General features: G+C 64.8%; 15 protein-coding genes. 14 read left to right on the top strand and 1 reads right to left on the bottom strand.

All coding sequences use genetic code 11. The features are described 5' to 3' along the window. The first annotated feature begins 138 nt into the window (after positions 1 to 138). From ACIQT2_RS21635 to ACIQT2_RS21660, 6 genes are all read left to right on the top strand, one after another. On the top strand, positions 139 to 1050 hold the full coding sequence (locus tag ACIQT2_RS21635; protein ID WP_402950689.1) for a proline dehydrogenase family protein: 912 nt from the start codon (positions 139 to 141) through the stop codon (positions 1048 to 1050). A gap of 74 nt (positions 1051 to 1124) precedes the next feature. Beyond that, positions 1125 to 1799, top strand: a complete 675-nt coding sequence (locus ACIQT2_RS21640; protein ID WP_400336526.1) for a GntR family transcriptional regulator — start codon at positions 1125 to 1127, stop codon at positions 1797 to 1799. Between the two features lie 51 nt (positions 1800 to 1850). Beyond that, positions 1851 to 3497, top strand: coding sequence for an L-glutamate gamma-semialdehyde dehydrogenase (gene pruA, locus ACIQT2_RS21645; RefSeq protein WP_400336525.1), 1647 nt, complete (start codon positions 1851 to 1853; stop codon positions 3495 to 3497). Between the two features lie 167 nt (positions 3498 to 3664). After that, positions 3665 to 4456 (top strand): IclR family transcriptional regulator, encoded by a 792-nt coding sequence (locus ACIQT2_RS21650; RefSeq protein ID WP_402950693.1) that lies wholly within the window; start codon positions 3665 to 3667, stop codon positions 4454 to 4456. A 226-nt stretch (positions 4457 to 4682) separates the two neighbouring features. Further along, on the top strand, positions 4683 to 5411 hold the full coding sequence (locus tag ACIQT2_RS21655) for a GntR family transcriptional regulator (RefSeq protein ID WP_400336523.1): 729 nt from the start codon (positions 4683 to 4685) through the stop codon (positions 5409 to 5411). A gap of 115 nt (positions 5412 to 5526) precedes the next feature. After that, positions 5527 to 6678, top strand: coding sequence for a diguanylate cyclase (locus ACIQT2_RS21660; protein ID WP_400336522.1), 1152 nt, complete (start codon positions 5527 to 5529; stop codon positions 6676 to 6678). A gap of 203 nt (positions 6679 to 6881) precedes the next feature. On the opposite strand, the gene ACIQT2_RS21665 is transcribed toward ACIQT2_RS21660, so the two are convergent. Continuing rightward, positions 6882 to 7139, bottom strand: a complete 258-nt coding sequence (locus tag ACIQT2_RS21665; RefSeq protein WP_402950697.1) for a helix-turn-helix domain-containing protein — start codon at positions 7137 to 7139, stop codon at positions 6882 to 6884. Between the two features lie 350 nt (positions 7140 to 7489). Between ACIQT2_RS21665 and ACIQT2_RS21670 the strand changes: the two genes are divergently transcribed. The 8 genes from ACIQT2_RS21670 to entS are packed head-to-tail and all read left to right on the top strand — an operon-like array spanning position 7490 to position 23213. Next, the gene (locus tag ACIQT2_RS21670; RefSeq protein WP_402950700.1) at positions 7490 to 8281 is read left to right on the top strand and encodes an SDR family oxidoreductase; all 792 of its coding nucleotides are present in this window, start codon (positions 7490 to 7492) and stop codon (positions 8279 to 8281) included. A gap of 27 nt (positions 8282 to 8308) precedes the next feature. Next, on the top strand, positions 8309 to 9457 hold the full coding sequence (locus tag ACIQT2_RS21675) for an isochorismate synthase MenF (protein ID WP_402950703.1): 1149 nt from the start codon (positions 8309 to 8311) through the stop codon (positions 9455 to 9457). Continuing rightward, positions 9454 to 11118, top strand: a complete 1665-nt coding sequence (locus ACIQT2_RS21680; protein WP_400336518.1) for a (2,3-dihydroxybenzoyl)adenylate synthase — start codon at positions 9454 to 9456, stop codon at positions 11116 to 11118. Before ACIQT2_RS21675 ends, ACIQT2_RS21680 begins: the two co-directional genes overlap by 4 nt. A gap of 36 nt (positions 11119 to 11154) precedes the next feature. Beyond that, entirely contained in the window at positions 11155 to 12108 is a 954-nt protein-coding gene (locus ACIQT2_RS21685; RefSeq protein ID WP_402950706.1) for an isochorismatase family protein, read from the top strand. Positions 12109 to 12110: 2 nt separating this feature from the next. Next, complete coding sequence (locus tag ACIQT2_RS21690; RefSeq protein WP_400336516.1) at positions 12111 to 12326, top strand: MbtH family protein; 216 nt, start codon at positions 12111 to 12113, stop codon at positions 12324 to 12326. Between the two features lie 60 nt (positions 12327 to 12386). Beyond that, positions 12387 to 21038: an amino acid adenylation domain-containing protein gene (locus ACIQT2_RS21695; RefSeq protein WP_402950709.1), complete on the top strand. Its 8652-nt coding sequence runs from the start codon at positions 12387 to 12389 to the stop codon at positions 21036 to 21038. After that, positions 21035 to 21901 (top strand): siderophore-interacting protein, encoded by an 867-nt coding sequence (locus tag ACIQT2_RS21700; protein ID WP_402950711.1) that lies wholly within the window; start codon positions 21035 to 21037, stop codon positions 21899 to 21901. Before ACIQT2_RS21695 ends, ACIQT2_RS21700 begins: the two co-directional genes overlap by 4 nt. After that, positions 21894 to 23213 carry an enterobactin transporter EntS gene (gene entS / locus ACIQT2_RS21705; RefSeq protein WP_402950714.1) on the top strand — a complete coding sequence of 440 codons (1320 nt, stop codon included), beginning with the start codon at positions 21894 to 21896 and terminating at the stop codon, positions 23211 to 23213. The genes ACIQT2_RS21700 and entS overlap by 8 nt, the downstream gene beginning before the upstream one ends. The last annotated feature ends 7 nt before the right edge of the window (positions 23214 to 23220 follow it).

Consider the following 23220-nt stretch of genomic DNA (forward strand, 5'->3'; position numbering starts at 1 on the left):
GTGTGATTTGTGATCACAAGCTAATGTGGTTTGCACAACACTCGAAAGAGGTTGGGCCAGTAGAAACGAATACACGCCGCCGCAACCAGGAACGGTCGGTCCCCATCCGCGGCTCCGCGGCGAACCAGGAAGTGATTCATGCCGAACAAACTTCTTCTGCAGGTCGCAGAAAACAAGAAACTCGAAGCCATTGCCACGCGCAACCGCTTCACCCGCCCCATTGTTGACCGCTACGTTGCAGGACGCGGCGTTGAGGAGGCCTGGACTGCCACCAAGGCGCTCAACAAGGCTGGCATTGACGTCAGCCTCGACCTCTTGGGCGAATCGGTCCATGACCTGGAACAGTCCAAGCAGGCCACCAAGGAATACCAGGGCGCCATCGAGAACATCCGGAACCAGGCCCCTGGATCCACCGTCTCGGTCAAACTGTCCCAACTGGGGATCATGATCGACCCCCAGGAGTGTGCCAATAACCTGAAGGCACTTCTGAATGCAGCAGCCACCAACGAAGCAACGGTCGAAGTCGACATGGAGCACAGTTCGGTGGGCCGCGACACCCTCGCGATCTTCAAAAGCATCCTTCCGGACCACCCCACTACCCGGGTAGCGATCCAGGCCAACATGCGGCAGACTCCCGAAGACCTGCTGTCCTTCACGGACATCAAGCCACGGATCCGACTGGTCAAGGGTGCTTTCGATGAAACGTCGGCCGCAGCACTGAACAGCGCGGAAGAAGTCACCGAGCAGTACAAGTATCTGGCGCGGTGGGCGCTGGAACACCTGCCGGACCCGGCGTTCGGCACCCACGACGACAAATGCATCGACGTCATCAAGGAGCGCGCGGCCGAGCTCGGCCTGGGAAAGCGGGACTTCGAATTCCAGATGCTGTACGGCGTTCGCCGCAAGCTCCAGGACGAACTGGTCCGCGAGGGGTACAGGGTCCGGGTGTACCTCCCCTACGGCACGCAGTGGTATCCGTACCTCATGCGTCGCATGGCCGAGAAGCCCGCGAACCTGCTCCTGTTCCTCCGCTCCCTCATCGGAGGGTAAACAGCATTTTCGCGTAGGCTGGTATGTGATCAAATATCACCATCGATCTTGATGCGGCAGTCAGAGGAGTAACCATGAGCGTCCAAACAACCAGTCCCGTCACCCCCACCCTGGTGGCGGACCAGGTTTATGAGGTTCTGGAAAACGCCATCCTGACCGGCTCGCTCGAAGCGGGGTCTCCCCTGAGGGTTCGTGACCTGGCGGGCATGGTCGGCACCAGCGTCATGCCAGTCCGCGAAGCGATCCGCCGCCTCGAAGAAGCGGGCCTTGCAACGCGCACCCCTCACAAAGGAGCCGTCGTCAAGACCTTTACAGCCACGGAACTGATCCACATCTACGATGTCCGAACCATCCTTGAGGTCCAAGCAGCCACACAAGGTGCGCCCAATGTCACCGAGCGGGATGTGCGGGCCATGGAAGTGGCCTGCAGTCACATGCTGCAGGCGGTTGCCGAAGGCCGCATCGTGGATGCCTTGGATTTCGATGAAGAAGTCCTCAGGACCCTCTATCAGGCCTCGGGAAATCCTGTCCTGGTCAGCACGATCGAACAATTGTGGCTTCAGTGCCGGCCCTACAAGGTGATTGGCGCAACCGAGGCCGTAGCAAAAAACGACAACACCCTCTGGACACCGCAACCGGCGCTGGTCCAGGCGTTGCTCGACGGAGACACCGCCGCAGCAACCACCATCACCGCAGACTCCCTCGCCAGCGCCCTGCGCAGGCTGGAGCTGCGGCTGGAAACCCACTAACCAACCCGCGACTGCACGGTCCGGGAAACACTCAAAGGAGACACCCAGAAAATGTCATCTCAGTCCATCGCCGTTTCTGGCAACTTCAAGGTTCCCACGCCCTATAACGAACCCTCCCGTGAATTCCGTCCGGGATCACCGGAAGCCGCCTCGGTCAAGAAGGTCATTGCGGACGTAACCTCCAACGTCCGCGATATCCCCCACGTGATCAACGGCGAACGGTCCATGACCGGCGAACTTCGCGACATCACCGCACCCCACCGCCACTCACAGGTACTGGGCCGCATCCCCACCGCCGATGAAACCGTCATCCAGGCAGCCATCGATTCCGCCCTTGCAGCCCAGCAGGGCTGGTCCCGCACTCCGTGGTGGGAGCGCGCAGCCATCTTCCTCCGCGCCGGCGAGCTTGCCGCGGGAAAGTACCGGGATGAACTGGTAGCCACCACCATTCTCGGCCAGTCCAAGACCTTCCACCAGGCTGAAATCGACGCCGCGAGCGAAGTGGCCGACTTCTTCCGCTACAACGCCCACCTCGCCCAGCAGATCTTCGCCGATCAGCCGGCATCGCTGCAGGGTGAAGGCAACACGCTCGACCAGCGGGGTCTTGAAGGCTTCGTCCTCGCCATTACCCCGTTCAACTTCACCGCGATCGGCAGCAACCTGCCCACCACCCCTGCCCTCATGGGCAACACCGTGGTGTGGAAGCCGTCCGAGAAGTCGGCACTGAGCAACGATGTCCTGATGCGCATGTTCGAAGAAGCCGGCCTTCCCCCTGGTGTCATCAACCTGGTCCACGGCTCCGGCCGGCTTATCTCCGACTACGCCATGGCCCACCCCGACTTCGCCGGCCTGAACTTCACCGGGTCAACCGATGTATTCCGCAGCCTTTGGAAGAAGGCCGGCGACAACATCGAAAAGTACCGCTCGTTCCCCCGCCTCGTAGGCGAGACCGGCGGCAAGAACGCAGTAGTTGCCCACCCCTCAGCCGACCCCGGCGCCCTCCGGGCAGCCCTGATCCGCAGCTCCTTCGAATACTCCGGACAGAAGTGCTCCGCATCCTCGCGGGCCTACATCCCGAACAGCATCTGGGCACAGATCAAGGACGAACTGGTTGAAACCACCAAATCCCTGCGCCTTGGCGACCCCGCCGAGCACGAGACCTTCACCGGCGCCGTCATCGATGAAGTCTCCTTCCGAAAGCTCGGAGAGGCCATCGACAAAGCGAAGGCCCTCCCGAGCCACACGCTGCTGGCCGGCGGCAACGTTCACGGCGAAGAAGGCTGGTTCGTTGAACCCACCATCTTCGAGACCACCGACCCCCACGCCTTCACCATGAGCGAGGAGTTCTTCGGCCCGATCCTCACTGTCTACGTCTACGAGGACAGCGAATGGGAGTCCGTGCTTGACCTGGTGGACCAGACCAGCAACTACGCCCTCACCCAGTCCATCTTCGCCAACGACCGCCGCGCCGTCTCGCACGCCCTGGACAGGCTCCGCAACTCCTCGGGCATGACGTACATCAACGACAAGCCCACAGGCGCCCTCATGGGCCAGGTGTCCTTCGGCGGTGGCCGCGCTTCCGGTACCAACGACAAGACCGGCTCGCGCCTCGCCTTGCAGCGCTGGCTCAGTGGCCGGTTCATTCACGAGAACTTCTCCCCGTCCTCCGAATGGCGCCAGCCCTACATGGCCCAGTAAGCAGGACCCACCAGCCGGCTGGGTGCGCACCTGCCCACCCAGCCAACCAACCGCCGTCGGACCCCCTCGCAACGACCCGCACGGCAACCGCAGCCGTCGCCCGATTCTCCCGGGCGGCGGCTGTTGCCCTCTCCTTGGCCTTCCACACCCCTTACGGAAGTACTCCCATGAAGAAGCGAATCCTCAACTACAAGCCAACGGCACCCGGTGAGTCCGCACAGTCCAGGAAACGCGACGAACGCGGCACTGCCATGTCCATCCTGCTGCTCTTCGCCCGACACCGCAGCCTGAGCAGCGCACAAATTGCCAGCCTCCTCCGGATACCGACATCCACCGTCTACCGGCATCTGCAAACCCTTCTTCAGGCGGGCTTCGTCGTCGAAAGCACGGCTGTCGGCCGCTACTCAGCCGGGCCGGAAGTCGTCCGGCTGGCGGACAACTACCGCCAGGAATCACTGGCACAAGGCACCATCCGCAACAGGCTGGAGCAACTCTCAAGGGACACTGGCGAGCTGGCCGCCTTTCTGGTCCAAAGCGGTGACGAAGCCCTCTGTGTGGAGTCGGTGGAAAGCGAACACATACTCAGCTGCAGCTACGCCGCGGGACGTTCCCGGCCCCTGTTGAACGGTGCGAGCGCACGAACCATTCTTGCTTTCCTGCCTGAAGATGAGGCCGCCGAGGCCCTTGCCGGGCGCTTCCTGAGCCGGGACGAGCACGAGGCCCTCGAGGCCGACCTCGCCAGCATCAGGAAACATGGGTACGCGACGAGCTCCGGAGCGTTGGCTCCCGGTGTTTGGGGAGTAAGCGCTCCCGTCTTCAACGACGCGGGGGTCTTGGCCGGCGTGATCACCACCATGGTGCCGCAGGAGCGCGCAGACGACGGACCCAGCCGGGAACGCTTTACAAGCTTGACCTGCACAGCGGCCTCCGAGCTGAGCCTCGCCGCAGTGCCGGGATGATCCGCTAGAAGTACGACGGCGGGACTCACCATTTGGTCCTTTGGTGAGTCCCGCCGTCGCATGTCCAGCCGGACGCCCTGGTCCGCGTCCGCGACGGTGTGCCAGCACAAGGGGAGCACATCTTCAAGCGATCACACATCAGAAAAGCCTGAATCTCAGATTTCAAAACTCGCCAGACCCGCGTGTGGAGTCGCCGCTGGCGTCAGGCAGCCATAGGATCAGCAGTATGGCTGACAAGAAATCGGGCGAGGCTGCGCCCTCTGCCCCTGGCGTAACCCGGATCAACGCTGCCGTGCTTTCGGTTACTCCGACGCTCGTAGCGGACCAGGTCTACGAAGCCTTGCGATCAGCCATCCTCACCGGCGAACTGGCCGGCGGGTCTCCCCTCCGCGTGCGCGACGTCGCCGACATGGTCGGCACCAGCGTCATGCCGGTCCGGGAAGCCATCCGTCGACTTGAAGAGAGCGGGCTCGCGACCCGCGTGGCCGCCCACCGCGGAGCCGTGGTCAAGGAATTCACCGTTGGGGAACTCATCCACATCTACGAAGTCCGCGCAACGCTGGAAACGGAAGCCGCCCGTCGGGGAGCCGCCAACGTCACCGATGCCGACGTCGAACGCATGGCGGCCGCCTGCACCCGCATGAAAAAGGCCGTGGCCGAACGAAGGGTCTGGGATGCCTTGGATGATGACGAAGACCTTTTGAGGACGCTGTATAAGGCCGGGGGCAACCCCGTCTTGATGGACGTCATTGAGAACCTTTGGCTGCAATGCCGCCCCTACAAAGTCATCGGTGCAACCGAAGCAATCGACCACAACGACCAAAGTCTGTGGACCCCGCAACCCGACCTTCTCGAAGCTGCCCGGTCCCGTGACGCGAAGGCAGCAACCCGACTCACCAAGCTGTCGCTGGCCAGCGCACGGAAGCGCCTCGAGAAAAGGCTTGAAGGGCAGTAGACCGGTCACCGCCAGACGCGCCCGGAATCAGTCTGCCCTTGCCGACGACCGTTTTTGGAGGGACGCGGTGCGATACTGAGGCTGATCCCACCGGCCGGAAGGAACAACTCAAGCGATGATCCTGGATACGACAACCCTCCGGATCGCGTTCGGCCTTCTCACGCTGGTCCTGGCGGCATTGTTCTACTTTTCCGCCTACCGACCCACCCGCTCCGCTTACAGCGGCTGGTGGTGCGTTGCGCTGCTGTCCTTCCTTACCGGCGCGGGGTGCTTCCTCTTGGATGGCAGCGCACACCAGGTGTGGGCCAATCCCCTGGGCAACACGCTGCTGGCCTATGGAGCAGTGGCTGTCTGGGCAGGTGCCAGGTCGCTGCGGTCGTTGACGCTTTCCGCGTGGGCTGCGGCGGCGCTGCCCGTCCTGACTCTGGTCAGTTCACTGCTGGATAACCCGGCGATCAACGCGTGGTCCGGTGGGCCGGTGTTCCTGGCGTCCATGAGCCTTGGCCTAGGGCTGTCATCGTACGAACTCTGGCGTCTTGAACCAGGGTATTCCCGGGTCCGGATACCCATGGCGGTGGCTTCCGGAGTGCTGGCAGTTTTCTACTGCCTGCGCTGGATCGCGTTCCTTGCGGTTGGCCAGACGGGCCTGGTCTTCGTCACGGTTTTCGGATCAGCCGTGACCACCATGGTGACCATGGTTCTGCTGGTTGTGGTGTCCTTCAGCATGTCCGCGCTGAGCAGCGAGCAGCAAACCCGTGCCCTGCGCGTGGTGGCTTCCCGGGACGACCTGACGAACCTGCTCAACCGCAAGGCCTTCATGGACCTCGCGGCGGAGCATCTGGCGGACCGAACCGTCACTCCCAACACGGGGGCACTCATCCTGGCGGATTTGGACCATTTCAAAGCCATCAATGACACCCATGGCCATGCCGCCGGCGACAGTGCCCTGCGGTCCTTCGCCGATGCCTGCACCGCTTCAGTTCGCCCGACCGACCTGGTGGCGCGCTACGGCGGGGAAGAATTTGTCCTCCTGCTTCCCGGCGCTGGTCCGGAACGTGCCGAAGCGATCGCGCGCGAGATCAGCAAACATCTGGCATCCGTCCCCGCACCGGACGGCGTCCTGATGCCGACCGTCAGTTACGGGATCGCCCAGTACCACGTAGGAACGTCCCAGTTGGCGGACCTCATCGAGGCCGCGGATCGAGCCATGTATCAGGCCAAGGCACTCGGCAGAAACCGCGTCGCGCACAGCCAGCCAGCAAAGTAGATCGTCCGCCGGATCATCTGCAGTTCCCGGAAAGGGCACGTCCACTTTTCTGTTGTGCCGTCAGTGGACGGGTACGGAGATCGTGAGCGAGCCGGCTGTCCGGGAGCCGGGCCACGACGAACTGCCACAAGATCATCCTTCTGGCATCCAGCGGTACCTTGGTGTGCCCTCCGCGGGGGCCGCGGCATCTGTCAGCTGACCCTTCAGACGCCCTGAACGGCGCTCTGCCGTGCCCGGACGACTCCGGTTGGACCGTTCTTGATGACCTTGGCTACCGCCGCTTCCGTGATTCCCATCGCCCTGGCCATCGCAGCGATGGTTACCCCGTCATCGAAGTGTTGGACCATCGCAAGCCGGCGCTTCTCTGCGAGCAAGGCGCGCTGCATCGAGCAGTCCCTCATCTGCGCGGTGTATCTGGCGATGTCCCGCAGGTCGGACGGATGGTTGTACGCAGTCCCCAAGGTGGCGTCCTTTTCAGTGTGATGTTCGCAAGTTATGGAACGACAGTCTTACGCACAACCTGTCAACTGTCTGTCATATCGGCTTCTTCAGGCGTCACATTCTGTTAGTGCCGCAAATCACAGCCGCGGTTTCCCCGCCTCGCCGGGGCACGGGCGGAGCATGCGTCAGAAAGCGTTTCACCCTTGCCACTCTGCAGAAATCGCACTCCCTGACTCAGTCAAGGATGCGCCACCAGGGTGCGTGGCGCCGACCTCCCAGCTGGGCCATACCTAGGTATGCCGAATTAGGTAACACTTTCATGTTGTAAATAACTTAGGTAAGCCTTAGCTAACTCATGGAAGGAATTTTGATGCGGAACGTATCACGGGCGGTGCTCGTTACGGGCGCCGGCGGTGGCATTGGCAGGGCCGTGGCCCATCGCCTTGCCAGCAGGAGCACGTCCCGGGATGTTCTGGTGCTGACAGACAGCGACGAAGCAGCTCTGGAAGACACCACCGAGGCGTTGACTGGCGTTAAGGTCCTGGCCGTTCCCACTGATGTCTCCGACGCCGGTCAGGTCGCGGCGTTGTTTGCCGCGATCCGCGATACCGGCGCGGCCTTGAACCAACTGGTCCACGCGGCGGGAATCCACAGTGTGGGCTCGGCACTGGATACGAGTGTTGATGAATGGAACCGCGTTTTCGCCGTCAACGCCACCGGCACGTTCCTGGTGGTCACTGCCGCTGCCAGGCAGATGCTGGAGACCGAGAGTGATAACAGGGCGATTGTGGTCATCGGTTCGAATGCGGCCGGTGTCCCACGAAGCGCAATGCCGGTCTATGCCGCGTCCAAGGCCGCTGCCGCGGCGCTGACCCGTTCCCTGGGCTTGGAGCTGGCGCCACGCGGCATCCGTTGCAACACCGTGTGTCCGGGATCAACCGACACCGGCATGCAGCGGGCGTTCTGGGGAAATGACCCGGAGCGGGGGCTCGAATCGGTACTTCAGGGCGACCTTGCCCAGTTCCGGGTGGGAGTTCCCCTGGGAAAGATCGCTTCCCCGGACGACATCGCTGCCACCGCGGCGTTCCTGCTCTCCGAGGACGCCGGCCACATCACCATGCAGGACATTTACGTTGACGGCGGCGCGACTCTTCGCGCCTGAGCTACACCCACCACCGAAAGGTTTATCGTGACGCTTCAACTTGCCCCCGAAATTCCCGAGACATCCAGTTGGGTTCGTGACCCGCTGGAAGAATACCGGTCGGGTGATTTTCTGGTCACCGGCCGTTCAGGCACCATCCTCGGCAGGGGCACCCAACGCTTCCAAGGCGGTCTCCAAGACGCTGCAACGCTGCACAAGGTCCTTGAAGGAGGGACCGCCCTACTCGGTGGCGTACTGCCCTTCACCCCCGGTCATCCCGGGGAGTTCCTGCTGATGGAGTCGACGCTCCGGGGACCACAGCTCACGGGCCGGACCGCTTCACCGGCAGCGCCTGTGCCTGCAGCGGCAATTCTGGAACGAGAGACACCTGCAACGCACTACAAGGAAGCCGTCGCAGAGGCCCTGCGGCGGTTCACTCCCGAAGGCCTCCGGAAAGTGGTGTTGGCACGATCCCAGAAGGCAGCCCTCACCCAACCGGTGGACGTCGCCGGGCTGCTCCTGCGACTGCTCCGCCAGAATCCGACCGCCTATACCTTCGCGGCCCCCCTTCCCGGTGGACGCACCCTTGTGGGCGCCAGCCCTGAGTTGTTGATCCGCCGTTCAGGGACCACCGCTTTGAGCAATCCCCTGGCGGGTTCGGTGCCTCTGACTGGCGATGCAGGCATCGACCGTGAAAACGCCGAACAGCTGATCCGCTCGGCCAAGGACCTCCGCGAACACGCCATCGTGGTGGACATGGTGGCCGAGGTCATGAGCGGATACTGCAAGGACCTCGATGTTCCACCCGTCCCTGAACTGATCAGGACAGGATCCATGCTGCATTTGTCCACCAAGATCCAAGGCCACTTGCGCGATACCCACACCAGCGCCCTGGACCTGGCCTTCGCCCTGCACCCGACTCCCGCTGTCTGCGGGTGGCCCACCACCACAGCGTGCGATCTGATCCAGGAGCTCGAGGACGTAGACCGCGGTTTCTACGCCGGCGCCGCCGGCTGGGTGGATGCCTCCGGAGACGGCGAATGGGTGGTCAGCATCCGGTGCGCCGAAATAGGCGATGACGAACTCCGTGTGCACGCCGGTGCGGGTATCGTCCCCGGCAGCGACCCTGAACTCGAATTCGCCGAAACCGAAGCGAAGTTCCGCACCATCCTGCGCGGAATGGGGTTCACCGAATGACGCTCGAAGGGACCATCTCCTGGCCCGCGGAAACTGCTGCCCGCTACCGCGCGGCAGGCTACTGGACCGGCGAACGCCTCGACCGGGTCGCAGCGACCCACGCAGAACGCACCCCGGACGCTATCGCCGTCGTCGACGACGCCGGACGCCTCACCTACGCTGCCTTCGAACAAAAGGTCGCGCAAATGGCTGGTGGATTTATCTCCTTGGGAATACGCCCTCGGGACCGTGTCCTGCTGCAGCTGCCCAACCGCACGTCCTTCCTGGTCACGGCACTGGCCCTGATGCGCGTCGGCGCCATCCCGGTGTACCTGCTCCCGGCACACCGGCACAGCGAACTCGTGGCCATCGCCGCGCAAGCGGACCCCGTGGCCTACATCGGCCCATCCGTGCACGACAGCTTCGACTACCGGCCCATGGCAGCCGAAGTCGCTGCCACCCAGGCAGCCGCGCTAAACCGGAACCGGCTGACGGTCATCATTGACGGAGAAACATTTGAAGGACAGACAGGCCTGGACGAAGTCCTTGAAGCGGGGCTTGGCAAAGAATGTTCGGAAGGTGTCCCCACCGACACCGGGGATGTCGCCTTCCTGCAACTCTCAGGCGGAACCACCGGCACACCGAAACTGATCCCCCGGACCCACGACGACTACCACTACTCGGTGCGCCAGAGCGTCAAAGTCTGCGGTCTGGATGCCAGCGCCGTCATGTTGCTGGTCCTGCCCGCGGCACACAACTTCCCTATGAGTTCTCCCGGGTTCCTGGGTGTGCTGCTCGCCGGTGGCCGCGTCGTCCTGGGATCATCACCAGCACCTGATGCAGCCTTCCCTGTCATAGAACGCGAAGCCGTCACCATCGTTCCGTTGGTCCCGCCCCTGGCCTTGGCCTGGATGCGGGCCGCAGCCACCACATCCGCTGATCTTCGCAGCCTCCGCACCATCCAGGTTGGAGGAGCCAAGTTCCTGCCCGAATCCGCACGCCGCATCAGGGCCGACCTGGGGGCGAGCCTGCAGCAGGTTTTTGGCATGGCCGAGGGGCTGGTGTGCTACACCCGGCAGGAGGACCCGGAAGACCTCGTCTGCACCAGCCAGGGCCGCCCCATGAGTGAGGCCGATGAGGTCATGATCGTCGACGACGAAGATCACCCGGTCGCCGACGGCACACCAGGGCACCTGCTCACCCGGGGGCCGTACACCATCCGGGGGTACTACAAGGCCGAAGGGCATAACGCGACGGCGTTCACCGCAGATGGTTTTTACCGGACTGGTGACATCGTGCGCCGGTTGCCCGGCGGCTACCTGAGCGTCGAAGGCCGGTCCAAGGACCAGATCAACCGTGGTGGCGAGAAAATCTCCGCCGAGGAAGTCGAAGACCATCTGCTCGCCCACCCCTTGGTCCATGACGCCGCCGTCGTCGCGATCCCGGACCAGTACCTGGGAGAGCGAAGCTGCGCGGTCATTGTGCCCGCAGGGCAACCACCCACCCGCAAAGAGATCCTGCAGTTCATCCGCACCAGGGGCGTGGCGGCGCACAAGATCCCGGACCGCGTCGAGTTCGTCACCGAGTTTCCCACCACAGGGGTTGGTAAAAACAGCCGGGCCCAACTGCGCCGTACTTTGGCCGGTCAGTTCCAACCCCAGCCAACACAACCCCAGCACTGACCACCTACGAAAGCCCATATACCCAGGAGATTTGCCATGAGCCAGCGACTTCCCGCCAGCATCAGCTATCCGTTGCCCACCCCGGGCGAACTGCCCGCGCCGTCCCTTGCCTGGGCGGCCGAACCGGACCGCTCAGCCTTGTTGATCCACGACATGCAACGCCACTTCCTGCGGCCCTTCGATGCTGGCACTGAACCCATCAACGCCGTCACCGCCAACATCCAGGCGTTGCGGAACCAGGCCCGGGAACTGGGCATCCCAGTGTTCTATACGGCGCAGCCCTCCCACCAGGACCCGCAGGACCGCGCCCTGCTGACCGATTTGTGGGGGCAAGGCATCGGAACCAACGAAGACGGGGCACGGATCATCGATGCGCTGACACCCGAAGAAGGCGATACGGTCCTGACCAAATGGCGCTACTCCGCCTACCAGCGAAGCGACTTCGCTGAGCAGTTGGCCGCAGCCGGCCGGACCCAACTGGCGATCACCGGCGTTTACGCGCATATCGGCTGCCAGGTCACGGCCACCGATGCTTTCATGCAGGACGTCCAACCGTTCTTCGTGGCCGATGCCGTGGCCGATTTCTCCCAAGCCCACCACCAGCAGGCGCTGGAATGGGTGGCCGGCCGCTGCGGTGTGGTCACCACCACCGCCGACCTGCACCAAGCGTGGGGGGCAACCGCGCCAACCGCCGGCGCGGCAGTAAACACAGCAGGCCTGTCCGCGATTACGGCCATGCTGCGGGGCAAAGTTGCCGAACTGGCCTACCTTGACCCCGAAGAAATCGACCCGGCGGAGAACCTGGGCGACCTCGGCGTGGACTCCATCCGCATGATGGAACTCGTGGAATTCCTGCGCACCGCGGGATATCAGGTGGCCTACGAACAGCTCGCCGAAGAACCCACCATCAAACATTGGGCGCTCACACTCGACGCAGCCACCGCCGGCGCGACGGCAGGAACATTTGAGCTTGCAGGAGCAGTGAAATAACCATGAGCGAAATCCAGAACCCCTTCGACGAGGAAACCGGAACGTTCCTGGTCCTGACCAACAGCGAAGAACAACACAGCCTGTGGCCTGGCTTCGCGGCGGTACCCGCGGGGTGGACAACCGTTCACGGCCCCGATTCCCGGCAAGGCTGCGTCGAGCACATCGAACGCAGCTGGACCGACCTCCGGCCGCTGAGCCTCCGCGCCCACATCAGCTAGCCCTCCACGACTCCGCGCCCAGAGCACCACAGAACTGCGCCTTCCCGAACAGGACCTCCGATGACCATCACCCCTGACCTCAGCAACACGGTTGAGCTGCAGGACAACCCCGCCACCCCCACCTTCCAAGGCCGGCTACCCCTTGCCGCTGCCCAACCGGGCATCTGGTACGCCCATCACTTGGAGGGCGAGAGCACGGCCATCTTCAACGTGGCCCGTTATCTGGACATCCAAGGGTCACTGGACGAGACCTTGTTCACGGAGGCAGTAGCACTCGGGCTCGCGGACGCAGATACGATCCACAGCACGTTCGACGACGACGGCACCCCGGGCCAGCACCCCGGAGCCGCGGCGTCGGCGCCGCTTGAGGTCGTGGATTTCCGGGCGGATGGCGCCGATGAGGCCCGGACCCGGATGCACCAGGACCTTGCAACACCGGTCTCACTGACGGACGGTTCAGCCCTGTACCGTCAGACGCTGTTCCGTGTGGGTGAGAACCGGTGGTTCTGGTACCAGCGTTTCCACCACATCCTGCTCGATGGCTACAGTTTCACCGCCATCACCGAGCACATCAGCGCCATCTACCGGGCACTGGTCTCGGGTACGGAAATCCCGGCCTCACCCTTCACGGCGTTCTCCCTGGTAGTCGACCAGGAGTCCGCCTACCGTGGTTCGGCCGACGAAGAGCAGGACGCGGCCTTCTGGCGGGACTACTGCAGCGAACTGCCGACGCCGGTGTCGCTCGCCGGAGCGGCGCGGGCGCTGGAAACCGCGCCGGCCACCTGGGCACCGGTGCGCCGGCACGAACTGCGCCTTGATGGAGCGCAAATGGCCGCGGTGACCGAGCTGTCCCGCACCCACCACGTCACCTGGGCCGATGTATTGACTGCTGCGGTAGGCAGCTACATCGGCAGGATGGGCTCCGCCCGCAACGTGGTTCTCGGTGTCCCGTTCATGGGCCGGACCAAGAGCGCCTTGCGAACGTCCGGCCCGGTGGTCACCGTACTTCCCGTCACCGTACCGCTGGCTCGGAACGCCGGGCTGGGTGAGGTGGCGCGCCTGACCGCCCGCAACATCGCGCAGGCGCGGCGTCATTACCGCTACGGTGCCGAGCAGATCATGCGCGACGCCAACTTGGTTGGCGCGGAAACGGGACTGTATGGGCACGTAGTCAACATCAAGATCTTCGACTACACCACCGATTTGGCCGGGGCATCGGTCACAACCCGCCACCTCTCGGCCGGGCCCGTGGACGATCTGGAATTCTCCGTGCTCCGGGAGGGCGAAGAGACCGTCATCGAAATCGAAGCCCATCCGGGCCGATACAGCGACGAAGACCTGGCCGGCCATGCCAGGCGCCTCCAGGCCTGGATACTGTCCACGACCGACCCTGGCGCCGGCGCCGTCGATGGCCTTCCGATAGCGACAGCCGACGAACAGGACCTCATCCTTCACGCCTGGGGTGCCGGTACAACTGTCCCCCACAGCGCCGCGCCGGTCGGGGAACTCCTCGACGCCAGGGCGGCCGAAACACCCACCGAAACGGCGGTTGTCTGTGGACACCTGTCACTGACCTTTGCCGAACTCACCGGACGGGCGAACTCGTTGGCACGGTACCTGATCTCCCAGGGCGTTGGCCCGGATACCGTCGTCGCGATCGCCCTCCCCCGCTCGATCGAATCCGTGGTTTCGATCGCCGCCGTCGTAGCTTCCGGAGCTGCGTACCTGCCGCTGGACCTCGACTACCCCCAGGACCGGCTCGCCTACATGGTGGAGGACGCCGCCCCAGTCATCCTGCTCACGAACAGCAAGGTGGACACCACCTTCGCAGGCGACGATGTCCGCGTGCTCGGCCTCGATGACCCGGACATCGTCTCCGCCGCCAGCCGACTGCCGGGAACTCCGGTCTCCGACGCAGACCGGACCCGTCAGCTGCACCCGAAGGATCTGGCCTACGTGATCTACACCTCGGGATCCACGGGCCGGCCCAAGGGCGTGCAGAGCACGCACGAGGGCCTGCGCAACCTTCTCGAAAACCATGCAGCCGATGTTTTCGGTTCCACTATCGCAACCCTGGCGCCCCGCCGGGTCCGGGCAGCACACACGGCATCCTTCTCCTTTGATTCATCTTGGGAGCAGCTGATCTGGCTTTACCTGGGCCACGAACTGCACGTCTTTGACGACGACACCCGCCGCGATCCGCAGGCTGTGGTCGAGGCAGTCCGGGCTGCACGCATCGACGCCCTCGATGTCACCCCGTCCTTCGGCGCCCAGCTCCTCGAAAGCGGTCTCCTCGCCTCGGCCGAACATCATCCCGCGCTCTTCCTCATCGGTGGCGAGGCAGCATCGCCGGCCTTGTGGAAGACGCTTCGGGAGACTCCGGGAACGCACAGCCACAACTTCTACGGCCCCACCGAATACAGCGTCGACACCCTCGGCGCCAACGTCCTGGACGCTGAGGTCCCCGTGGTCGGAAGGCCCATCGGCAACACCAGTGTCTATGTCCTCGATGCTGCCCTGCGGCCGCTGCCCGCAGGTGTGCCCGGCGAACTGTATATCTCGGGTCCGGGCCTGGCCCGCGGATATTTGGGCCGGCCGGATCTCACCGCGGCACGGTTCGTGGCGGATCCCCACCGTGATGGCGAACGGATGTACCGCACTGGGGACCTGGTGCAGTGGCGCCCGGACGGCACCATCGATTACCTCTCCAGGGTTGATGACCAGGTCAAGGTCCGAGGCTTCCGCGTGGAACTGGGCGAGGTCGAGGACGCCCTGACCGGCGTTGAATCGGTTGTGGCCGCTGCTGTCATCGCCGAACCATTGGGCCATACCAACCGTCTGATCGGCTACTTCGTGACCGGGGCCGGCACAGCCCTGCGGAGGGATCAGGATCCGCCAGCCCGGGTCCGGGAGATTCTCTCCGCAACCCTGCCCGACTATCTGGTACCGGCCATTTTGATCCACCTGGATGAACTGCCGCTGACCGTCAACGGAAAGCTGGACCGCGCCGCGCTCCCGGCTCCGGCAGCAGTCGCCAGTGCCCCGGGAAGGACACCAACCACCGCTGAGGAAGAACTGCTGTGCTCAGCCATCGCTACCGTCGTGGGCATGCCGCTGGTCAGTGTCGACGACGACTTCTTCTCCCTCGGCGGCGACAGCATCTCCGCCATGGCCGTCTGCGGCGCCGCCCGCCGGGGCGGCTACCAACTCCGTCCCCGCGACGTTTTCGCGCTTCGCACCCCAGCTGCGATGGCCACGGCTCTTACCTCCCTCGCTACCTCACAGATCGTTGCGCCGCCCAGTCCTGAAGGGCCGGTCCCGCCTCTACCCATCATGAAATGGTTCGCTGAAACAGCCTCCGGGGCCGGCGCACGCTACGCCCAGGGTGTCTGCGTCACCGTACCGGCCGCGTTGTCCCGCCAGGACCTGGCCCGGTCCCTGGGTGCGCTGGCCGCAGCCCACCCTGCCTTGCGGGCACGGCTGAACGGCCAGGAGCTGCACATCCCCTCCGCCGCTGACAGCCCGGTGCCGGACGTCCGGGAAATCAATCTGCCCGCAGGTGCCACAGAATCAGCACTGAACGACGCCGCAGACCTCGCTTTCCGTGAAGGTGCCGCAGACCTCGACCCCGTCGGCGGCGGCATGGTCTACGCTGCGATCATCGCCGTGGCCGGGCAGTCCCGCCGCCTGGTGCTGGTACTGCACCATCTGATCGTCGACGGCGTATCGTGGCGCACGCTGCTCCCCGAACTCGGCCAGGTTGTCGATGCAGTCCTCACCTGGCACGCACCCGAGCTGCCCGCGGAGGAGACCTCACTGCGGCAGTGGACCCAGAGTCTTCACGCGCAAATCCCTGCCCGACGCGACGAACTTGCGTACTGGACAGGGCAGCTCGCTGCGGGGACCGGCAGGATCGCCGCCGGACTGGACCCCGCCCTGGACACCCACGGCACGGCCGGGACCGCCCGGCTGCTCCTTGGCCAGGCGACAACCACCGCCCTGCTGGAGCAACTCCCTGACGCGTACCGGGCCACCATTGACGAGGTGCTGCTGGCCACGGTCATGCTGGCCGCAGCCGAGCAGGTCGGCACACAGTCGCTGGGCATCGCCCGCGAAACCCACGGACGCGAAAGCGACGGGCTCGACCTTGACCTGGAACGGACCGTCGGCTGGCTGACCGCCGAATACCCGTTGCGACTTGACCTCGGTGCCATCGACGCCGCAGACGCCCTCGCCGGGGGCACCGGGCTGTTCGATGTTGTCCGCAGCATCAAACAAGCCGTGCGGGAGGTCCCCGACCATGGCCTGGGCTTTGGCATCCTCCGCTACCTGGACGAACAAACCGGCCCGGAACTCGACCGGCTCTTCCGGGCCTGCCCGCCGTCGTTGCTGGTCAACTACCTCGGCCGCTTCGCCAACGATGAAGGGCACTTCACCCCCATCAGCGGAACCGGCGTCTTCGTGGACTCCTTCGCCGTGGACATCGACCCGGCCATACCGTTGTCCCACCCCCTGGAACTGAACATGTTCCTGGACGGAAAGCAGCTCGCACTGAGCTGGACCTGGGCGCAACGGCTGCTTCAACTCCACGATGTCGAAGCCCTGACCGAAGCGATGGAACGCGCCGCCATGGCACTGCTGCGGCAGGCAAAGGCCGCACCCGTGCAAGCGTTGGCGACCTCCGTTCCCGCCGATGTCCCCGGCACCGGACTGACCCTCGCGGAGGTCCACCGCCTGGAACAAGTCCATGGACCGCTGGAGGCAGCCCTGCCCCTGGGGCCACTGCACGAAGGCCTGTTGTTCCATGCCCAGCTCGGTGAGTCCGCGAGCTACAGCTCCGTCACCGTCCTTGACTTCGAGGGTCCCCTCGACAGCGGCCGGATGCGGCAGGCTGTTGGCCTTCTACTGGACAAGCACCCCCAGCTCGGGGCCGGCTTCGACAGCGGCACCGGTTCCCGACCGGTGCAGGTCATCCCCCACGCTGCGCATCGGCGGGAGTTCATCTGGGAAGAAACAAGCTGCGCCGGCACCAGCTCGGAGACAGTGGAAACAACCGCCAAAGACATTGAACAAGCCGAAGCCAACCGGCACTTCGATGTGGCAAGGGGACCACTGCTGGCCGCCCACCTCCTGCGGGTCAGCGGCACCTCCGCACGCCTCTACCTCTCCGCCCACCACTTGGTGGTGGACGGATGGTCCACCCCGCTGATCATCCGTGACCTGCTCACCGCATACGAAGACCGGATCCTGCCCGGGCCGACTGCTCTCTCCGCCTACCGGGACGCCGTGCGAAGAATGGAAACTTCCGACGAGGATCGCGCCGTCTGGGCGCGGGCCATGGCCGGGTGCACTCCGACGATGCTCGCCCCCACGTTCCCGTCAGGCAACTCCTCCGCCGGTGAGTCTCCCCTGTTCGAGATCTCCACCGTCCTGGAGGAATGCCTGGCCCAGCAGATCGCGGCCGTGGCCCGGCGCGTGGGTGCCACGCCGAACACCGTTTTCCAGATGGCATATGCCGAGACCCTTGCCCAGCTCACCGGACGACATGACGTCATCTTCGGCAGCACGGTCTCCGGCCGGGACAACCAGCACGACCAGGACGTCATCGGCTTGTTCACCAACACACTCCCGGTGCGGATCACCGTGGATCGTGCCAAGCCGCTGGCCCTGCAACTCACCGATGTGCAGCAGGCACAGTCGGAGCTGCGCGAGCACTCCCACATCGGATTGGCCGAAGTCCAACAGCTCGCCGGTGCCGGCACCCTCTTTGACACCCTCTTCGTCATGGAGAACTACCCGGCCGAGTCCTCCCTGTATGACGCCGGTGCCTCCGGCCTGCGTCTGACCACCCTGAACAACCGCGGTTACACCCATTACCCGGTGACGTTGTTGGTGCTGCCCGAACCGGCAGGCTACCGGCTGGTGCTCGAACACCGGCTGGATCAGGCGGATGGAAGGCTCTTGCTGGAGCGGTTCCGTGCCGCGCTGGCCTCGGTGGTCTCTGACGCCCAGGAAGCCCCGTCCCGTCTTGGGGTCCTGCTGCCCGCTGAACGGGACCTGGTCGAAGCCGCCAACACGACCAGTCACGTCGTGCCTGCAGCGACGCTGCGTTCCTTGCTCCAGGACCAGGGCAGTATGGCTCCCGGAAATCTGGCCATCACCAGTGATGAAGGAGATCTCAGTTACGCCCAGTTGCGACTGCGCGTCGTCCGGCTGGCAAGGCGGCTGCGGCAGGCAGGTGTCCGCACTGGCGACATCGTCGCCGTCGCGCTCCCCCGTTCAACCAACCTGACTGTCTCCATCCTGGCCGTCATCGAAGCGGGGGCCGCGTACCTGCCGCTCGATACCAGCTACCCGGCAGAACGGTTGCAGTTCATGGTGGACGATGCCAAACCGCGGCTGCTGCTGACCTCGGCCTTGGCCGGGGACCTCATCACGGCCAACGTGCCGTCTCTGGTGGTGGACCGTACCGAAGCCGACGTCGAGGACGACCCCGTGTCCAGCGGCTCGAGTCTGGGCTGGCGGGAGGATGTGGAAGCTGAACTCACCCCCGGCCACCCTGCCTATGTCATCTACACTTCGGGGTCAACGGGACGGCCCAAGGGCGTCCAGGTCCCGCATGGGGCCATCGTGAACCGGCTGTTGTGGATGCAGCACGAGTATCCGCTGACAGCAGCCGATGTCGTCATGCAAAAGACCCCGTCCAGTTTCGATGTGTCAGTGTGGGAGTTCTTCTGGCCATTCATGGTCGGCGCTGGGCAGCTCATCGCACCGCCCCAGGCCCACAGGGATCCGTCGGCGCTGTGCCAGCTGATCCGCGACGGTGGAGTGAGTATCATCCACTTTGTTCCCTCCATGCTTGCAGCATTCCTCCAGGAACCCTCGCTGCAGGCACACATTGGCCCCGGTTCTGCCTTGCCCAGCCTGCGGCACGTTTTCTGCAGCGGCGAAGCGCTCTCCGCAGAGCTCGCCGCATCCTTCAGCGATGTGGTCGGCGCGGAACTGCATAACCTCTACGGCCCCACGGAGGCGGCCGTGGACGTCACGGCGCACCGCTGGGCCGGTCCGGTCCCGGGAGCCCTCACCGGCAGTGTCCCGATCGGATCGCCGGTTTGGAACACCCAGCTGCATGTGCTGGATCCGCTGCTGCGGCCCGCCCCGTTGGGAGTGGCCGGCGAGCTGTACCTTGCCGGGGCGCAACTGGCCACGGCCTACCTGGGCAGGCCTGCCCTCACCGCAGAACGCTACGTGGCTGACCCGTTTGCCGAAGGTCAACGGATGTACCGCACCGGTGACATGGTCCGTCGGCTTCCTGACGGCTCCATCGAATACCTGGGCAGAACCGATGACCAGGTCAAGATCCGGGGACAACGCATCGAACCCGGCGAAATTGAAACCGTGCTCGCCGCCCTGCCCGGCGTCCGCACCGCCGTCGTCATCGCCAGAAGCTCCACCGCGGGCACCGGCCTGACGGGAGCGGACCACCGCATCCTGGTCGGCTACCTGGTCCCCGACGATCCCGGGACGGACCACACGGAGCTGCTAAGGGCCGTGAACGCTGCGGCTTTGTCCTCCCTTCCGACCCACATGGTGCCCGCCGCCATGGTGGTGCTCCCGGAACTGCCCCTGAGTTCCAACGGCAAGCTGGACCGCCGCGCGCTGCCCGCTCCGGATATGGCCTCCGGCACCGGCCGCGCGCCGGCCGCCGGACTCGAAACCACGGTTGCCGAGGCCTTCGGCTCCGTGCTGGGTGTGGACGGCGTCCAAGCCACGGACGACTTCTTCGCACTCGGCGGGCACTCACTGTTGGCGATGCGCCTGGCAGCAGAGTTGGGGCGGACACTGGACCGTCGTGTCCACGTTGGCAGCATCATGGCCAGCTCCAGCGTCGAAGCCCTGGCTGCCCAGCTGGGCACGGGAACCGACACCAACGCAGCCTTCGACCAGCTCCTGCAGATCCGGCCCGGAAACGCAGAACCCTTGGTCTGCATCCACCCGGCCTCGGGTTTCGCCTGGCAGTACAAGGCACTGGCAAGCCACCTCGACGACGGCCACGGAGTTATTGGGTTGCAGTCACCACGACCGGACGGTCCCCTCGCCCACGCCACGGGCCTCACCGATGTGGTGGACAGCCACTACCGGAACCTTCGAGCCGCCCAACCCCACGGGCCCTACCGTCTGCTGGGATACTCACTCGGCGGAACCATCGCCCACGCCCTCGCGGCGCGGTTGCAGGCCGAAGGAGAAACCATCGCGTTCCTTGGACTGCTGGATACCTATCCACCAGAAGGCCAGGACTGGGACGCCGACACGGCAGCCGAAGCGGAAGCAGAAGCCGACCGCGAACGGGCCGGGTTCCTCGACGCGGTCCCCGACCAGGAACCCGACGCCGAACGTGAGGCCATGTTTACCGACATCGTCGCCAACTACGCCGATGCGGTCCGGTTGCTGAAAACCGCTACCAGCCCCGTGTTCCACGGAGCAGCGGAACTGTTCGTGGCCGAGCGGACCCTCCCGGACGGCTTCGACCCGGAAGAGGCGTGGGGGCAGCGGGTCGACGGGCTGCGGATCCACCGGCTCGATTGCTCCCACGAGGACATCGTATCCCCGGAGATACTTCCATCGTTTGCACCGGCACTGTCAGCTGCCCTTGCTGCCAGCCGCCGAATCGAGCGCCACACCGCCACATCAACCCAGGAGACCACCCCATGACAGAGACCTCCACAACCACCGGAACCCCGGCGGCCACCGCGGAGCCCTCCCGGGCCATCGAACTGCACATCCACGAGGTCACTCCCCGCCTGCTTACAGTGCTGAAGGTCATTGACCTGAGCCCGGTGATGAGGCGTGTCATCTTCGGCGGGGACGACATGACCAAAGCCGTCTTTCCGTTCCGTCCCATGGCCGTTTCGGACCACGTCAAGCTGGTCTTTCCGGAGCTTGCCACCGGCGAACTGCACCTGCCCGAAGCTGGGCCCGACCGGCTCGTCATGCCCGAAGGGCGGCCCAGGCCGTTGTTCAGGGACTATACAGTCAGGGCGTTCGATCCGGACACCCTGGAAGTCTCCATTGATTTCGTGCTCCACGACCATGGGGTGGCCGGGAGGTGGGCCATCGCGGCCTCACCCGGTCAGCAATTGGGTGTCCTGGGGCCGCGAGGGTCCCACCTGTACCCGACAGGCTTTGGCCACTACCTTCTGGCAGCGGATGAAACAGGGTTGCCCGCCCTCGCCCGCTGGCTGGAGGAACTCCCGGCAAACCTGAGCTGCGACGTGTTCATCAGCGTGGACTCGGCAGCGGGTGAAATCGACCTGCCACACCATCCCGGAGCCGTGGTCCGTTACCTGCACCGCAACGTCCTTGGCGTCACGGCCCTCGAAGACGCCGTCCTGTCCTGGCGCCCCGCGGGCGATGACCTGTTCGTGTGGGCAGCGGGCGAGGCAGCGGCCATGAAGACCATCCGCCGCCACGTCCGCGATGTCCTCGGCGTGCCCAAGGGGCACACCGACATTGACGGCTACTGGAAGAACGGCGTTGAAGGGTTGGACCATCACGCAGCGGACGACGATGACTGAACCGGCAAAGGCGAGGGCGCGCTTCGTCCTGGACACCAGCCCCTTGCGGGTCAGTCCCGCGTTCCGCCGCATCTTCATCGCCCGGACCATCTCCATTTTTGGGTTGGGCATGCTGGCCGTCGCCATCCCCGTGCAGGTCTTCGACCTGACCGACTCCACGCTCCATGTGGGCTTGGCTGCCAGCATCGAGGGAATCTGCGCCTTCCTGGGACTGTTGTTTGGCGGCGAGGCCGCGGACAGGTTCGACCGGCGGAAGATCATTATTGGCTCGCGCATACTGGGGGGCCTTGGTTTCGCCGCCTTGGCCCTGAACGCCTGGCTGCCAGAATCGTCCCTGACAGCTGTCTACGTCGTGGGAGCGATTGACGGCTTCTTCGGCGGATTCTCCGTCACGGCTTTGATGGCCGCCACGCCCTCCCTGATCCCCCGGGACAAACTCCCGGCCGCCGGCGCCTTGAACATGCTCTCCGTGCGGCTCGGGACCATGATCTCACCGGCAATCGGCGGTGTGGTCATCGCCGCCGGAGGCGTCGGGTGGAACTACGCCAGCGCGGCAGCAACCACCCTGGTGACAGTGGTCCTGCTCTTTGGATTGCCGCCCATGCTGCCTGACCGTACCGGAGAACCACAGCACCCGCTCAGGAGCGCCCTGGAAGGCGCAGCATTCGTCTACCGCAACACGATCGTCCGATCCGTGGTGCTCCTTGGCACCCTGGAAACAGCCGCCTCAGGCGTCCGCGTCCTGATCCCGGCCCTGGCCGTGGCCACTTTCAACGTCGGGCCCGAAGGAACCGGCCTGCTGTACTCGGCGGTACCCCTCGGCGCCGTGGCTGCGACACTCTTGAGCGGCTGGGTAGGACACCTCCAGCGCCCGGGGAGGGCAATGATCCTGCTTGCCACGGCGTCTTTCGCTGCGTTGGCTGCGCTGGGTCTCTGCCGTGACCTGGTCCCGGCGCTGGCCGCGATGGCCCTGTTCGGCGCGTTCAGCTCCTTGAGCAGCATCCTGCAGTACGCCCTGGTGCAACAAAACACGCCCGACCGGTTGCTGGGCCGGGTCAACGCCTTGTGGATGGCGCAGGAAGTTGGTGCTGACTCCGGCGGTGCCCTGGCCCTCGGCGGCCTGGGCAAGCTGGTACCGGCATCACTTGCGCTGACGGTGTTCGGCACGTCCGCAGTTGTTGCCGGACTCGGCGGCTTGCTGGGGTTCCGGGCGCTGGTGAATACTGGCTCCGCCATCGAACCCGGTGAGAATGAAGGATCGACCGCTGCAGCGGCCACCACCCCCCAGCCCGCGCACACGCCCGGAACCTAAGGAGAAG

Source organism: Paenarthrobacter sp. NPDC090522 (assembly GCF_044769225.1).
Classification (GTDB): Bacteria; Actinomycetota; Actinomycetes; order Actinomycetales; family Micrococcaceae; genus Arthrobacter.

Coding starts and splice junctions, on each gene's coding strand:
- ACIQT2_RS21635 (WP_402950689.1), top strand. CDS start 139: ATGCCGAACAAACTTCTTCTGCAGGTCGCAGAAAACAAGAAACTCGAA.
- ACIQT2_RS21660 (WP_400336522.1), top strand. CDS start 5,527: ATGATCCTGGATACGACAACCCTCCGGATCGCGTTCGGCCTTCTCACG.
- entS (WP_402950714.1), top strand. CDS start 21,894: ATGACTGAACCGGCAAAGGCGAGGGCGCGCTTCGTCCTGGACACCAGC.
- ACIQT2_RS21650 (WP_402950693.1), top strand. CDS start 3,665: ATGAAGAAGCGAATCCTCAACTACAAGCCAACGGCACCCGGTGAGTCC.
- ACIQT2_RS21680 (WP_400336518.1), top strand. CDS start 9,454: ATGACGCTCGAAGGGACCATCTCCTGGCCCGCGGAAACTGCTGCCCGC.
- ACIQT2_RS21685 (WP_402950706.1), top strand. CDS start 11,155: ATGAGCCAGCGACTTCCCGCCAGCATCAGCTATCCGTTGCCCACCCCG.
- ACIQT2_RS21695 (WP_402950709.1), top strand. CDS start 12,387: ATGACCATCACCCCTGACCTCAGCAACACGGTTGAGCTGCAGGACAAC.
- ACIQT2_RS21670 (WP_402950700.1), top strand. CDS start 7,490: ATGCGGAACGTATCACGGGCGGTGCTCGTTACGGGCGCCGGCGGTGGC.
- ACIQT2_RS21690 (WP_400336516.1), top strand. CDS start 12,111: ATGAGCGAAATCCAGAACCCCTTCGACGAGGAAACCGGAACGTTCCTG.
- ACIQT2_RS21640 (WP_400336526.1), top strand. CDS start 1,125: ATGAGCGTCCAAACAACCAGTCCCGTCACCCCCACCCTGGTGGCGGAC.
- ACIQT2_RS21655 (WP_400336523.1), top strand. CDS start 4,683: ATGGCTGACAAGAAATCGGGCGAGGCTGCGCCCTCTGCCCCTGGCGTA.
- pruA (WP_400336525.1), top strand. CDS start 1,851: ATGTCATCTCAGTCCATCGCCGTTTCTGGCAACTTCAAGGTTCCCACG.
- ACIQT2_RS21700 (WP_402950711.1), top strand. CDS start 21,035: ATGACAGAGACCTCCACAACCACCGGAACCCCGGCGGCCACCGCGGAG.